The sequence below is a fragment of the Janthinobacterium sp. UMAB-56 genome, from assembly GCF_900095265.1.
GTDB lineage: Bacteria > Pseudomonadota > Gammaproteobacteria > Burkholderiales > Burkholderiaceae_D > Janthinobacterium.
Window position 1 is genome coordinate 601145 of sequence record NZ_LT607651.1, and the last position, 12796, is coordinate 613940.

The 12796-nt window shown below is 60.4% G+C and carries 12 protein-coding genes; 5 read left to right on the forward strand and 7 right to left on the reverse strand.

What is annotated here, in order from left to right; genetic code table 11:
- Positions 1 to 2 precede the first annotated feature (2 nt).
- From sdhA to K0F85_RS02850, 5 genes are all read right to left on the reverse strand, one after another.
- Complete coding sequence (gene sdhA / locus K0F85_RS02830; RefSeq protein ID WP_219114435.1) at positions 3 to 1784, reverse strand: succinate dehydrogenase flavoprotein subunit; 1782 nt, start codon at positions 1782 to 1784, stop codon at positions 3 to 5.
- A 2-nt stretch (positions 1785 to 1786) separates the two neighbouring features.
- Positions 1787 to 2152 (reverse strand): succinate dehydrogenase, hydrophobic membrane anchor protein, encoded by a 366-nt coding sequence (sdhD, locus tag K0F85_RS02835; protein ID WP_102121570.1) that lies wholly within the window; start codon positions 2150 to 2152, stop codon positions 1787 to 1789.
- Positions 2153 to 2154: 2 nt separating this feature from the next.
- Positions 2155 to 2577, reverse strand: coding sequence for a succinate dehydrogenase, cytochrome b556 subunit (sdhC, locus tag K0F85_RS02840; protein WP_034752080.1), 423 nt, complete (start codon positions 2575 to 2577; stop codon positions 2155 to 2157).
- A gap of 84 nt (positions 2578 to 2661) precedes the next feature.
- Entirely contained in the window at positions 2662 to 2868 is a 207-nt protein-coding gene (locus K0F85_RS02845) for a hypothetical protein (protein WP_219114436.1), read from the reverse strand.
- Positions 2869 to 2883: 15 nt separating this feature from the next.
- Positions 2884 to 3771 (reverse strand): GntR family transcriptional regulator, encoded by an 888-nt coding sequence (locus K0F85_RS02850; RefSeq protein WP_219114437.1) that lies wholly within the window; start codon positions 3769 to 3771, stop codon positions 2884 to 2886.
- Between the two features lie 304 nt (positions 3772 to 4075).
- Here K0F85_RS02850 and K0F85_RS02855 point away from each other — a divergent pair, with 304 nt between their 5' ends.
- The 5 genes from K0F85_RS02855 to K0F85_RS02875 all read left to right on the forward strand — a co-directional run bounded on the left by K0F85_RS02855 (position 4076) and on the right by K0F85_RS02875 (position 11019).
- Positions 4076 to 5065 carry a malate dehydrogenase gene (locus tag K0F85_RS02855; RefSeq protein ID WP_034789110.1) on the forward strand — a complete coding sequence of 330 codons (990 nt, stop codon included), beginning with the start codon at positions 4076 to 4078 and terminating at the stop codon, positions 5063 to 5065.
- A gap of 111 nt (positions 5066 to 5176) precedes the next feature.
- Entirely contained in the window at positions 5177 to 6175 is a 999-nt protein-coding gene (locus K0F85_RS02860) for a CoA ester lyase (RefSeq protein WP_219114438.1), read from the forward strand.
- 13 nt (positions 6176 to 6188) lie between these two features.
- On the forward strand, positions 6189 to 6743 hold the full coding sequence (locus K0F85_RS02865) for a hypothetical protein (RefSeq protein WP_219114439.1): 555 nt from the start codon (positions 6189 to 6191) through the stop codon (positions 6741 to 6743).
- 88 nt (positions 6744 to 6831) lie between these two features.
- The gene (gene acnA / locus K0F85_RS02870; RefSeq protein WP_219114440.1) at positions 6832 to 9552 is read left to right on the forward strand and encodes an aconitate hydratase AcnA; all 2721 of its coding nucleotides are present in this window, start codon (positions 6832 to 6834) and stop codon (positions 9550 to 9552) included.
- Between the two features lie 213 nt (positions 9553 to 9765).
- The gene (locus K0F85_RS02875) at positions 9766 to 11019 is read left to right on the forward strand and encodes a DUF2863 family protein (protein ID WP_219114441.1); all 1254 of its coding nucleotides are present in this window, start codon (positions 9766 to 9768) and stop codon (positions 11017 to 11019) included.
- Between the two features lie 143 nt (positions 11020 to 11162).
- Here the strand turns inward: K0F85_RS02875 and K0F85_RS02880 are convergent, their stop codons facing one another.
- Entirely contained in the window at positions 11163 to 11627 is a 465-nt protein-coding gene (locus K0F85_RS02880; RefSeq protein ID WP_219114442.1) for a CYTH domain-containing protein, read from the reverse strand.
- 12 nt (positions 11628 to 11639) lie between these two features.
- Positions 11640 to 12761 carry a M14-type cytosolic carboxypeptidase gene (locus tag K0F85_RS02885; protein WP_219114443.1) on the reverse strand — a complete coding sequence of 374 codons (1122 nt, stop codon included), beginning with the start codon at positions 12759 to 12761 and terminating at the stop codon, positions 11640 to 11642.
- Positions 12762 to 12796: the final 35 nt, after the last annotated feature.

Sequence of the window (12796 nt, forward strand, 5' to 3'; positions counted from 1 at the left end):
CCTTAGAAAGTACGTGGTTTCGGTTTGAAGGTATCAACCGTCAGCGGCTTGGTCACGACTGGCTTGTATTCCAGTCGGTTGCCTTCCGAATACCACAGAGTGTGCTTCATCCAGTTGTCGTCGTCACGTTGCGGGTAGTCATCCTGGGCGTGGGCGCCGCGCGATTCCTTGCGGGCAGCTGCCGAAACGATGGTCGCTTTCGCCGTCTCGATCAGGTTGTCCAGCTCCAGCGCTTCCACGCGGGCCGTGTTGAAGACCATCGATTTATCCTTGAAGGAGACGTGCTTGCGGCGCTCGTCGAGCTTCATGATTTCTTCGACGCCCTTGTTCAGCATCTCGTCGGTACGGAATACGCCGCAGTACTTCTGCATCGTTGCGCGAATGTCGTTCGCCACGCCCTGCACGGTTTCCGTGCCGGTCGAGTTTTCCAGGCGCGCCAGGCGGCCCATGGCAAAGTCGGCTGCATCGGCTGGCAAAGGCTTGTTTTCCTTGGCTTTCAGGCCGCTGTTGACAATGTGGTTGCCGGCCGCGCGGCCGAAGACCACCAGGTCGAGCAGCGAGTTCGTGCCCAGGCGGTTGGCGCCGTGCACGGAAACGCAGGCGCATTCGCCGATCGCGTACAGGCCGTTGACAACTTTCGCCGAATTGTCCGGACCGGTCGGGGTGACGACCTGGCCGTGGATGTTCGTTGGGATGCCGCCCATCTGGTAGTGAATCGTCGGCACGACAGGAATCGGTTCCTTGGTGGCGTCGACGTTGGCGAACTTGTGGCCGATTTCCAGGATCGATGGCAGGCGCTTGGCGATGGTGTCGGCGCCGATATGGCGCAGGTCCAGCATCACGTGGTCCTTGTTCGGGCCGCAGCCGCGGCCTTCCTTGATTTCCTGGTCCATCGAACGCGAGACGAAGTCGCGCGGTGCCAGATCCTTCAGGGTAGGCGCATAGCGCTCCATGAAGCGTTCGCCTTCGCTATTGATCAGGATGCCGCCTTCGCCGCGCACGCCTTCGGTGATCAAGACGCCTGCGCCGGCCACGCCGGTCGGGTGGAACTGCCAGAATTCCATGTCTTGCAGCGGCAGGCCTGCACGTGCCGCCATGCCCATGCCGTCGCCCGTGTTAATGAAGGCGTTGGTCGACGCGGCGAAGATGCGGCCAGCGCCGCCCGTTGCCATCACCGTCGTTTTTGCTTCCAGGATCATGCATTCGCCGGTTTCCATTTCCAGCGCAACAACACCAATCACATCGCCTTCGGCGTCACGGATCAGGTCGATTGCCATCCATTCGACGAAGAAGTGCGTACGCGCACGCACGTTGCGCTGGTACAAGGTATGCAACAGGGCATGACCCGTACGGTCGGCTGCCGCGCAAGCGCGCTGCACCGGCTTTTCGCCGAAGTGGGCCGTGTGGCCGCCGAAAGGACGCTGGTAGATGGTGCCGTCAGGGTTGCGGTCGAAAGGCATGCCGAAGTGTTCCAGTTCGTACACAACCTTCGGTGCTTCGCGGCACATGAATTCGATGGCATCCTGGTCGCCCAGATAGTCGCCACCCTTGACGGTGTCAAACATATGCCAGAACCAGTTGTCTTCGGCCATGTTGCCGAGCGATGCGCCGATACCGCCCTGCGCCGCAACGGTGTGCGAGCGGGTCGGGAAGACTTTCGACAAAACAGCGACGTTCAGGCCGGCTTCAGCCAGTTGCAACGACGCGCGCATGCCGGAACCGCCGGCGCCAACGATTACCGCATCAAAGCGGCGGGTAGGGATTGCAGATTTATATGCTGCCACGATTACACACTCCAGAGTATCTGTACCGTCCAACCGGCACAAGCGATCAACCACAGCATGGTGGCAATTTGCAGAGTCAGACGGAGGCCAGCGCTTTTCACGTAGTCCATCCAGATGTCGCGTACGCCGACCCATGCGTGGTAGAACAGCGCCAGGAAGGTCACCAGGCTGAACAATTTAAACCACTGCTGTGCGAACAGACCAGCCCAGCCTTCATAGCTGAAGTTGCTGCCGGTCAGGAAAGAAATAAGCAGGATGGCAACATAAGCCACCATGACGATGGCGGTGACGCGTTGCGCCAGCCAGTCGCGCAAGCCGTAATGGGCACCGACGACGAGGCGTTTCGGTCCGATATTATTGTCTGCCATGTTTAAAATACTCCAAACAGTTTCAAAGCGACCAAGGCCGTCAACACCAGGCTCACGACCAGCACGGAGCTAGCGGTCTTGCGTGCCGAATCTTTTTCGATAGCGACGTGCACATCCATGAACAAATGGCGGATACCGGCGCAGAAGTGGTGCAGGAAGGCCCAGACCAGGCCCAGGGTAATGAGCTTGACGAACCAGTGCGAGGCGATGCCCTGGAAGTAGGCGTAGGACATTTCGGAACGCAGGCTCAGCTCCAGCATGTACAGTATGCATGGCAGCAAGGCGAAAATGATGAAACCGCTGATGCGATGCAGGATCGAGACGATGGCGCCGACAGCCATACGGTAGTTCGACAATTCGGTAACATGAATGTTACGGAATTGCGGCCGTTCTTTTTTTGGTACTTCTCTTACGGCTTCAGACATAACAAAAACCTCCCCTTTGAATTTCAACTAAATATTGAAGCCGCGATTTTCGCCGATTTTCGCAACCCACACCAATATCTATTGTTACATATAACCAAAATGGTTTTTTACTACAAAATACCGCGCTACTTTCCGTAGTTCACGTAATTTAATTACAGAATCGCCGGCAAAACACGGCCCGCCGGGGCGGGCCATGCTGTCGCTGCGCTTTCCGTTGTCTCCGGTGCCCGCCTTGCGGCAGGCATCTTGCAAGCGATGCACTTCAGCCTTGCTGCTTGTGCGGACACCCATGGGCGCCCCGCCGCTTCAGCTGAGTTCATTCTGATAATGATGACGACCGGTCAAGTACAAGCCGCGGCGCAGTTCGACCGGCTTGTCGCCGTAGGTAAACGACACGCGCTCGGAACTGAGCAAGGGCGTGCCGAGGTCGATATTCAACAGTTGCGCGGCGCCCGCATCGGCGCACACGGCGCGGATCTGCTCGGACGCGCGTATCATGCGCGTGCCAAATTCCGTTTCAAACAGGCCATACATCGGGCCCTTGTATTCCACCAGCCGCTCGGCCGTCAGCCCCTTGAAGATCAGGCCGGGCAGCCACAGTTCCTCGACGATGGTCGGCACGCCGTCGAAATACTGCACGCGCTTGATGAAGATGACGGCGTCGCCAGACTTCAGGTCCATCAGGCGCGCCACGTCGGCCGGCGCGCGCACGCGCTTGACTTCAATAAACTTGCTTTCGGGATAGTGCGGCACGCCTTCGTCCGGCACCAGGCGCAGGAAGCGGAAATGCGCGCGCGCCTCATGGTGGGTGGAAACGAAAGTACCCTTGCCCTGGCGGCGCATGACAAGATTCTCGGCGGCCAGCTCATCGATGGCCTTGCGCACCGTGCCCTGGCTGACCTTGAAGCGCCCTGCCAACTCGACTTCGCTGGGAATCAGTTCGCCCGGCTTCCACTCGCCCGATTGCAGGCTCTGCGTGATGAGCGCCTTGATCTGCTGGTACAGGGGACTGAAGGTGGGCGATGCTGTCGCCGCAGGCGCGACCACGGCGGCGGCAGTGGTATTAGGGCTGGCGACAGGGGTGGCGGTGCTGCCCGCTGCGACAGCAGGCGTGGCCGGGGTGCCCGCGGTCGGACTGACCGCCCCGCTTACAGCAGTGGCATTGTTGGTCAGATTGGACGAGGCGGAATTCATAGTCCGACATTTCAACACAAATCACTGCCCGCGTCCAGTAAAACACTCGCAGTTATCTGTCTTATATAAGACATAAGATATGATTGACAGATACAGATCAGAGGCCTAAACTGCCCCCGATAAAACTTGTGAGCCAGCGTTTTATGTTGTCGGCCAGCCACTCTGGCCTCGTGCAACACAGGCGTGACGGCGGCGTTCACCAGCAATTCGGTGGCGCGGGCCGGTTTTGGTATCATTATAGTTTTTCCGGATAAGCGTAAGCCTAGCTTCAAGCCCGTTTTCTTTCCCACTTTGGAGATTCATCATGGCTAAAACCCCAATGCGTGTTGCAGTGACCGGCGCCGCCGGCCAGATCGGCTACGCCCTGTTGTTCCGCATCGCCAATGGCGACATGCTCGGCAAAGACCAGCCTGTCATCCTGCAACTGCTTGAAATCCCGGACGAAAAAGCCCAGAAGGCGCTCAAGGGCGTGATGATGGAGATCGACGACTGCGCCTTCCCGCTGCTGACGGAAATGACCGCCCACTCCGATCCGCTGACGGCATTCAAGGATGTCGACGTGGCCGTACTGGTAGGCGCGCGCCCACGCGGCCCAGGCATGGAACGCAAGGACCTGCTGGAAGCGAACGCCCAGATCTTTACGGTACAAGGCAAGGCGCTCGACGCCGTCGCTTCGCGCAATGTCAAAGTACTGGTGGTCGGCAACCCTGCCAACACCAACGCCTACATCGCCATGAAATCGGCGCCATCGCTGCCAGCGAAAAACTTCACCGCCATGCTGCGCCTTGACCACAACCGCGCGCTGTCGCAAGTCGCTGCCAAGACCGGCACCGCCGTGAAAGACATCGAGAAGCTGACCGTCTGGGGCAACCACTCGCCAACCATGTACGCCGACTACCGTTTCGCCACTGTCAACGGCAAGGCTGTCAAGGACTTGATCAACGACCAGGAATGGAATGCCAACACCTTCCTGCCGACCGTAGGCAAGCGCGGCGCTGCCATCATCGAAGCACGCGGCCTGTCGTCGGCAGCGTCGGCAGCGAACGCGGCCATCGACCACATCCATGACTGGATGCTGGGCACGGCTGGCAAATGGACCACCATGGGCGTACCTTCGGATGGCTCGTATGGCATCCCTGAAGGCACCGTGTTCGGCTTCCCGGTCACCACCGACAACGGTGAGTACACCATCGTTCAAGGTCTGGAAATCGATGCATTCTCGCAAGAGCGCATCAACCTGACCCTGAAAGAACTGACCGAAGAGCGCGAAGGCGTGAAGCACCTGCTGGCATAAATCCAGTATTGGCGGCGCGGCCTGAGCGCCGCCCGCCAAGAAGGCCGCCCCGCGAGATTCGCGGCGCGGCTGTTTTATCAAGTAGTTTTTACCTGCAGAAATGCCTTAAGCATGCACCCTTCCGAGGTTTTATTCCAAGGCAAACGCCAGCCGCTGTTGCTCGCCGCTTGCGACCACTACGCCGGCTCTGAAAAGCTGATGCGTAAATCGATTGCTTTGCAACAAGAGCTTGGGCCCCTGTTCGACATCACGTTCGACTGCGAAGATGGCGCCAGCGCCGGCAATGAAGAAGCCCACGCCCACATGATCGCCGGCCTGCTGGCCAGCGACGGGAACCAGTTCAACCGCATCGGCGTGCGCGTGCACGACGTCGACAGCCCGTTTTTCGCGCGTGACGTGGAAATCATCTGCGCTGCCGCGTCCCGCCTGGCCTACATCGCCGTGCCCAAGGTGGGCGGCGTGCAGGATGCCATGCTGGCCATCGACCTGATCAACCTGCATGCGCGCCGCGCCGGGCGCGACAACCTGCCCGTGCATATCCTGATCGAAACGCATGGCGCGCTGCGCGACGCCTACGCGATCGCCGCCTTGCCCCAGGTCGAATGCCTGTCCTTCGGCATCATGGATTTCGTTTCGGCCCATTACGGCGCCATTCCCGCCGCCGCCATGCGCACGCCGGGCCAGTTCACGCACCCGCTGGTGGTGCGCGCCAAGCTGGAAGTGGCGGCCGCCTGCCACGCGCACGGCAAGGTGCCGTCGCACAATGTAACGACGGACGTGCGCGATTCGGCCGTGGTGGCGAATGACGCCCAGCGCGCGACAGCCGAGTTCGGCTACACGCGCATGTGGAGCATCCACCCGGACCAGATCAAGCCCATCATCAAGGCCTTCACGCCGCGCCTGTCGGAAGTCAACGAAGCCAGCAACATCCTGAATGAGGCGCTGCGCGCCAACTGGGGACCGATTGCACAAAATGGCCGCTTGCACGACCGCGCCAGCTACCGATATTATTGGACCGTTTTGCAACGCGCCAAACTGGCAGGCCTCGGCCTGCCCGAGGCGGCCGCTGCATTACTCAACACCCCCTCTTCCAGCACCACTGAAAACTGACAGGAATTACACGATGTCCCTCTCCAAATTAGCCATTGCCTGCAGCGTCGCGCTGGGCGCCATGACCCTTACGCTGGCGCCCGCCAGCTTCGCTGCCACGGCCAGCAAAGAGCCGGCAAAAGCCAAGGCTGTGAAGGCCAAGCCGAAAGCCAGGGCCGTCAAGGCCAAGGCAGCCGCCAAGGAAGCGCATCCGCTCGCCATGTCGGTGCTCGACAAGGAAGAAGCCGATGAGCCGGACACCGTTGGCTCGGCCTCCACCGATTTCAATTGTGAACTTGGTAATAAAATTACCATCTACACCAATGCTACTGACGACAAACACATCGCCCTGCGCTGGAAGAAGCGCCTGCACCGCCTGAGCCGCGTTGGCACCACCACCGGCGCCAACCGCTTCGAGAACCGCTTGTACGGTCTCGTCTGGATCGGCATCCCGGCCAAAGGCATGCTGCTCGATTCCAAGCAAGGCCGCCAGCTGGCCAATGAGTGCAAGGATGCGGAGCAAGCCAAGCCGGCAACAGTAGTGGAAGCGGCGCCATCGCTGGGCGTGCTGCCGGCAAGCGGCGGCTGATGTGCGTAGCAAGGGCCTCTTCGGGGGCTCAGTCATGTTTTGTAATTTGAATCATCAATAAATAGACGATACCCAACAAGGAGAGGTCATGTCCCGCAACACTCTGAACACGCTCAAGGACTTTAATATTTCGGATAGCAAGAAGGGCAAGCTGTACTCCCTGCCTGCGCTGGAAAAAAGCCTGGGCATCAATGTCTCCCGCCTGCCAGTGTCGATTCGTATCGTGCTCGAATCGGTATTGCGCAACTGCGACGGCAAAAAAGTCACCGAAGAACACGTCAAGCAATTGGCGAGCTGGGGCCCGACCGCCGAGCGCACCGACGAGATCCCGTTCGTAGTGGCGCGCGTCGTGCTGCAAGACTTCACCGGCGTGCCATTGCTGGCCGACCTGGCAGCGATGCGCAACGTGGCCGCCAAGATGGGCATCAACGCCAAGAAGATCGAACCGCTGGTACCGGTCGACCTGGTGGTCGACCACTCGGTGACCATCGATCACTATCGCGAAAAGAAAGCGCTGGACCTGAACATGAAACTGGAATTCTCGCGTAACAACGAGCGTTACCAGTTCATGAAATGGGGCATGCAGGCCTTCGACACCTTCGGCGTCGTGCCACCAGGCTTCGGCATCGTCCACCAGGTCAACCTGGAATACCTGGCGCGCGGCGTGCACTACGCAGGCAAGAAAGCCGGCGACGTGTACTACCCTGACACCCTGGTCGGCACCGACTCGCACACCACCATGATCAACGGTATCGGCGTGGTCGGCTGGGGCGTGGGCGGCATCGAGGCGGAAGCCGGCATGCTGGGCCAGCCGGTCTACTTCCTGACGCCTGACGTCATCGGCGTGAACCTGTCGGGCGCGCTGCGCGAAGGCTGCACCGCCACCGACCTGGTACTGACCATCACCGAATTGCTGCGCAAGGAAAAAGTCGTCGGCAAGTTCGTCGAGTTCTTCGGCGAAGGCACCGAATCGCTGACCCTGACGGACCGCGCGACGATCGCCAACATGGCACCGGAATACGGCGCGACCATGGGCTTCTTCCCGGTCGACGAAGCAACCATCGATTACTTCAAGGGCACCGGCCGCAGCAAGGCTGAAATCGCCGCGTTCGAAGGCTACTTCAAGGCGCAAAACCTGTTCGGCATTCCAAAAGCCGGCGACATCGACTACACCCGCGTGGTGGAACTGGACCTGGCATCGGTTGCTCCGTCGCTGGCCGGCCCGAAACGCCCGCAGGACCGTATCGAAATCGGCAACGTGAAAGCGAACTTCGCCGAGCTGTTCGCCAAGCCAACCACGGAAAACGGCTTCAACAAGAATCCGGCCGACCTGAACACCGTGTACGAAACGACGAATGGCGTGAAAGTGTCGAACGGCGACGTGCTGATCGCCGCGATCACCTCGTGCACCAACACCTCGAACCCGAGCGTGATGCTGGCTGCCGGCCTGCTGGCCAAGAAAGCCGTGGAAGCCGGCCTGAAAGTCGCGCCGCACATCAAGACCTCGCTGGCCCCTGGCTCGCGCGTCGTGACCGAGTACCTGACGGCCGCCGGCCTGCTGCCTTACCTGGAAAAACTGGGCTTCGGCGTGACCGCCTACGGCTGCACCACCTGTATCGGCAATGCGGGCGACCTGACGCCTGAACTGAACGCCGCCATTGCCACGCACGACATCGTCGCGTCGGCCGTGCTGTCGGGCAACCGTAACTTCGAAGCGCGTATTCACCCGAACATCCGCTCGAACTTCCTCGCTTCGCCACCGCTGGTCGTCGCCTACGCCATCGCCGGCAACATGACGCGCGACCTGATGACCGAGCCTGTCGGCAAGGGCAAGGGCGGCAAGGACGTCTACCTGGGCGACATCTGGCCAAGCTCGGCTGAAGTGTCGGCCATGATGAAGTTCGCCATGAACGCCAAGGTGTTCAAGGACAACTACGCCGACGTCAAGGGCGCACCAGGCAAACTGTGGGAGAAAGTCACCACCGTTTCCGGTCAAGTATACAACTGGCCAAAATCGACCTACATCGCGGAACCACCGTTCTTCGACAACTTCTCGATGACGCCAGCGGCTGTGGCCACCGGCATCGAAGGCGCGCGCGCACTGGGCGTGTTCGGCGATTCCATCACCACCGACCACATCTCGCCAGCCGGCTCGATCCAGGAAAATGGTCCTGCAGGCAAATGGCTGAAGGAAAACGGCGTCCTGAAAGCGGACTTCAACTCCTACGGCTCGCGTCGCGGCAACCATGAGATCATGATGCGCGGCACGTTTGCCAACGTGCGTATCAAAAACCGCATGATCCCTGCCAAGGCAGACGGTTCGGCAGTCGAAGGCGGCATCACGGTTCACCAGCCTTCCGGCGAACAGATGTCGATCTACGATGCAGCAATGAAATATGTTGGTGAAGGCACGCCAACCATGGTCTTCGGCGGCGAAGAGTACGGTACCGGCTCGTCGCGCGACTGGGCCGCCAAGGGCACCCAGCTGCTGGGCGTGAAAGCCGTGATCACCCGTTCGTTCGAGCGCATCCACCGCTCGAACCTGGTGGGCATGGGCGTGTTGCCGCTGCAATTCATCGGCGACGACAGCGTGCAAACCCTGGGCATCACCGGCAATGAAACCTTCGACCTGAAAGGCCTCGAAGGCGAAATCAAGCCACAGCAACTGGCCACCCTGGTGATCCACCGCGCCGACGGCAGCAGCGTCGACGTGAAAGTGCTGCTGCGCATCGATACGCCGATCGAAGTCGATTACTACAAGCATGGCGGTATCCTGCCATTCGTGCTGCGTCAACTGCTGGCCGAGTAATCAGCCCAGCTGTGAGGTAAGATAAAAGCGCCGGTTCCGACCGGCGCTTTTTTTCGTCCCGGCGCCCCGTTTTTCCTTGAAATTTAGACTATTGGCATGATCTAGGGACAGCTTACGCATTGCGTGTGGCTGAATCCTCTACAATACGGTTATAAGGGTTTATCCTTGTTTGACTGATCCACTTTTTTCACTTTACGAGACTCTTATCCCGCCATGCGTCGTCCTTCCAAAGATTCATCCCATAAACTGACTGCCGACAGCCAGCGCCTGGTCACCTTTGCCCAGGCGATTGTACAGGCAGCCAGCCGTCTCGAAGAGCGGTCCTGGGAACACAGCCTGGATACGCAGCTCCAGAAATTACTCAAAACCGGCCACCAGGACACCATCGACAACACCCTGGGCAGCCTGTTCAAGGAAGACTTGAACGCCTACGACGTACTGATGGACTGCGTTGAAGCCATCAGCGAATCGACCGTCATCACGCATGAAGACGTGCGCTACGACGCTCTGCTGGTCGCCGTGCCCATCCTCGCGTGGACGCGCTTTTCCATCGCCTCCGGCCCCATGGCCGGCGACGCGCACGGTGTGCTGTCGGCGCATTTCGCCGCCCACCTGCTGGCCGATGGCACGAAGATGGCCATGGCGCCGACCCTGTATTCGATCGACCAGCTGCCGCGCAGCCACGTCGAAACCTATGCCAAGACGCAGAAGCTGGCACTGGCCGCCCTGAAAGGCACGGCCGTCAAGCCGTCGCCCAAAGAGGCGGAAACGGCGCCCTTCCTGGCCGATACGCGCTATTTGCTGGTGGCCGTGGTGGCGCCCAGCGGCGCCCCGCTGTTCCGCTGGCAGACGCCGTCGAGCCAGCTCGACTTCATCGCCGAGCGCAGCGCCGCCCTGGAGCAATGGCGCACGCAGGCAACGCCGACGATTGCCCGCCTGCTGCCCGGCTGTGGCCTGGAACTGCTGTTGCCGGAAGCGTATTACGTGGCCTGCCGCGAAGCGGACAAGCTGATACGTCCCGTCTCCGTGCGCGCCGCCGTGCACTACCTGACGCACACCCTGGCCATCGAGCCATCGGAACTGCGCGCCGTCATCGCCGGCTTCGGCGAAGAAGCGGCCGATGGCCAGGTCGATGAGTACCGCATCGCTTTCACCCTGCGCCAGGCGCCGGACGTCATCTACGGCATCGTCTGGCCTTTGTATGGCCAGGAAGACGAGGATGGCACGCCCATCGAAGGCCTGATCCAGGTCGGCATCGCCGCGCTGGACAAGCAAAAGACGCCCGTCGATGAAATCATCGAGCACCTGAACGCCGCCGGCGTGACGCAGATCAAACGCCACGCGGAACGTTTTGTCGGCGAGTACTGCGACGATTGCGGCGCGCCCCTGTTTGCCGATCCGGTCGGCGAGCTGGCGCATGCGGAAATGCCGGAAGATACGCCGCAAGGTACCGAGCACTTCCATTAATCTGATGACACGCTCTTCAAACCTACTGCGCAGCCCGCTACGGTTTGAAGAGGTGTCGATACCTTGATTAATAGTCGTTTAAAAACAAAAAGGCGGAACCCCGGTTCCGCCTTTTTCATTGCAACAAGCTTTTTAACGCGCCATCACCACCGTGAAAACGGCTGGCGGATCAAATTCGCGTTATAGTAACGCGCATCGCCCGACACTTCGGCGCCGACCCAGTCGGGTTTCTCGAAGGGCTGGTCTTCCGAAGCCAGTTCGATCTCGGCCACCACCAGGCCCGCATTGGCGCCCAGGAACTCGTCGACTTCCCACACCATGCCAGCGTAGCCGATGCGGTGACGGTACTTTTCGATCAGCGGCTGTTCGCACAGGCCGTCGAGCAGTTCGGCGGCGTCGGCCAGCGGGATAGGATATTCCCACTCGCCGCGCGTCGCGCCCACGTTCGCCCCCTTGATGGTCAGCATCGCCTGCTCGCCTTCGATACGCACGCGCACCACGCGCTCGCGCGCGGACGATAAATAACCCTGGCGCAGCAGGACCGGCTGGCCCAGGCCGCGCCAGGCATCGCCTTGCAACAGGAACTTACGCTCGATCTCGACGCCCATGATCAACGCCGCTCAATCCAGCGACAGCAGGATAGGCTGCAGCATGGCCGCGCCCAGGGCTGCGCTGCGCGCGCCATTCCAGCCCACGGCCGGATCAGGCAAGTCGGCGTTTTCCTTGAACGGCATTTCCAGGGTCAGTGCCAGGCAGCCGAAGTGGTGGCCGATGTATTTCGATGCCAGGGTCAGCATGTCCGACTTGTACTTGCTGGCCGCATAGCCGAATTTATCCTGGAAGTCGGGGCTGGCCTGCTTGTAGCGCTCGATGAAGGCTTTCTGGTGCGCCGCTTGGGCAGGCGTAAAGTTTTCCAGCATTTCATTGCCGGCCACAAAATTGTACGGCAGCGCTTCATCGCCATGGATGTCGAAGAACATGTCGACGCCCGTTTCGTGGATCTTGTTTTTCACGCACAGCACTTCCGGGCTGGACTCCAGCGATGGCGTCATCCATTCGCGGTTCAGGTTGGCGCCAGCCGCATTCGTGCGCAGGTTGCCGCGGATGGAACCGTCCGGGTTCATGTTTGGCACGATGTGGAACACGGCGCGCTGCAAGAGCTTGCGCGCGATCGGATTGGCGTCGTCCAGCAGCGAGTCGATGAGGCCTTCGACAAACCATTCGGCCATCGATTCGCCCGGATGCTGGCGCGCGATGACCCAGATTTTCTTTTCCGCCTGCGGGTTGCCGATGGTGACCATGTTCATGTCGCGGCCATCGACCGTGCTGCCCAGGTCAGAGACGCGCGCCAGCGGATGCTCGGCCACTTCGCCCAGCAGGCGCAAATGGCGTTCCCACGAATACGGCTCGAAATAGGCGTAGTACACGCTGTCGAGTTCCGGCGTGTGCGAGATCGTCATGACCTGGCCGTCGAACGCGGTCGGCACGCGGAACCAGTTTTCGCTGTCGTAGCTGGCCACGGCCTGGTAGCCTTCATAGCCGGCCGGATAGGTGGCCTGGCCCGCGTTCAGGATGCGCAGCGTGCATGCCTGGTCACGCGCGCCCTGCAGGCGAAAGTGGAACCACTGGTGGATGTCGGCGTGGCTATCCTTGCGCAAGTTCAGGTCGATGGCGTTGGCGCTGGTGGCGTTCACCACCTCGATGGCGCCCGAGTCGAAGTTCTGGCTGATTTTAATGGTCATGTAATGATCCCGTCCTAGGTAAGTGTTCCGGCGTC

Excerpts from the sequence above, each read along its gene's own strand:
- sdhD (WP_102121570.1), bottom strand. The coding sequence starts at position 2,152 with ATGGCAGACAATAATATCGGACCGAAACGCCTCGTCGTCGGTGCCCAT.
- sdhC (WP_034752080.1), bottom strand. The coding sequence starts at position 2,577 with ATGTCTGAAGCCGTAAGAGAAGTACCAAAAAAAGAACGGCCGCAATTC.
- K0F85_RS02845 (WP_219114436.1), bottom strand. The coding sequence starts at position 2,868 with ATGGGTGTCCGCACAAGCAGCAAGGCTGAAGTGCATCGCTTGCAAGAT.
- K0F85_RS02850 (WP_219114437.1), bottom strand. The coding sequence starts at position 3,771 with ATGAATTCCGCCTCGTCCAATCTGACCAACAATGCCACTGCTGTAAGC.
- K0F85_RS02855 (WP_034789110.1), top strand. The coding sequence starts at position 4,076 with ATGGCTAAAACCCCAATGCGTGTTGCAGTGACCGGCGCCGCCGGCCAG.
- K0F85_RS02860 (WP_219114438.1), top strand. The coding sequence starts at position 5,177 with ATGCACCCTTCCGAGGTTTTATTCCAAGGCAAACGCCAGCCGCTGTTG.
- K0F85_RS02865 (WP_219114439.1), top strand. The coding sequence starts at position 6,189 with ATGTCCCTCTCCAAATTAGCCATTGCCTGCAGCGTCGCGCTGGGCGCC.
- acnA (WP_219114440.1), top strand. The coding sequence starts at position 6,832 with ATGTCCCGCAACACTCTGAACACGCTCAAGGACTTTAATATTTCGGAT.
- K0F85_RS02875 (WP_219114441.1), top strand. The coding sequence starts at position 9,766 with ATGCGTCGTCCTTCCAAAGATTCATCCCATAAACTGACTGCCGACAGC.
- K0F85_RS02880 (WP_219114442.1), bottom strand. The coding sequence starts at position 11,627 with ATGGGCGTCGAGATCGAGCGTAAGTTCCTGTTGCAAGGCGATGCCTGG.
- K0F85_RS02885 (WP_219114443.1), bottom strand. The coding sequence starts at position 12,761 with ATGACCATTAAAATCAGCCAGAACTTCGACTCGGGCGCCATCGAGGTG.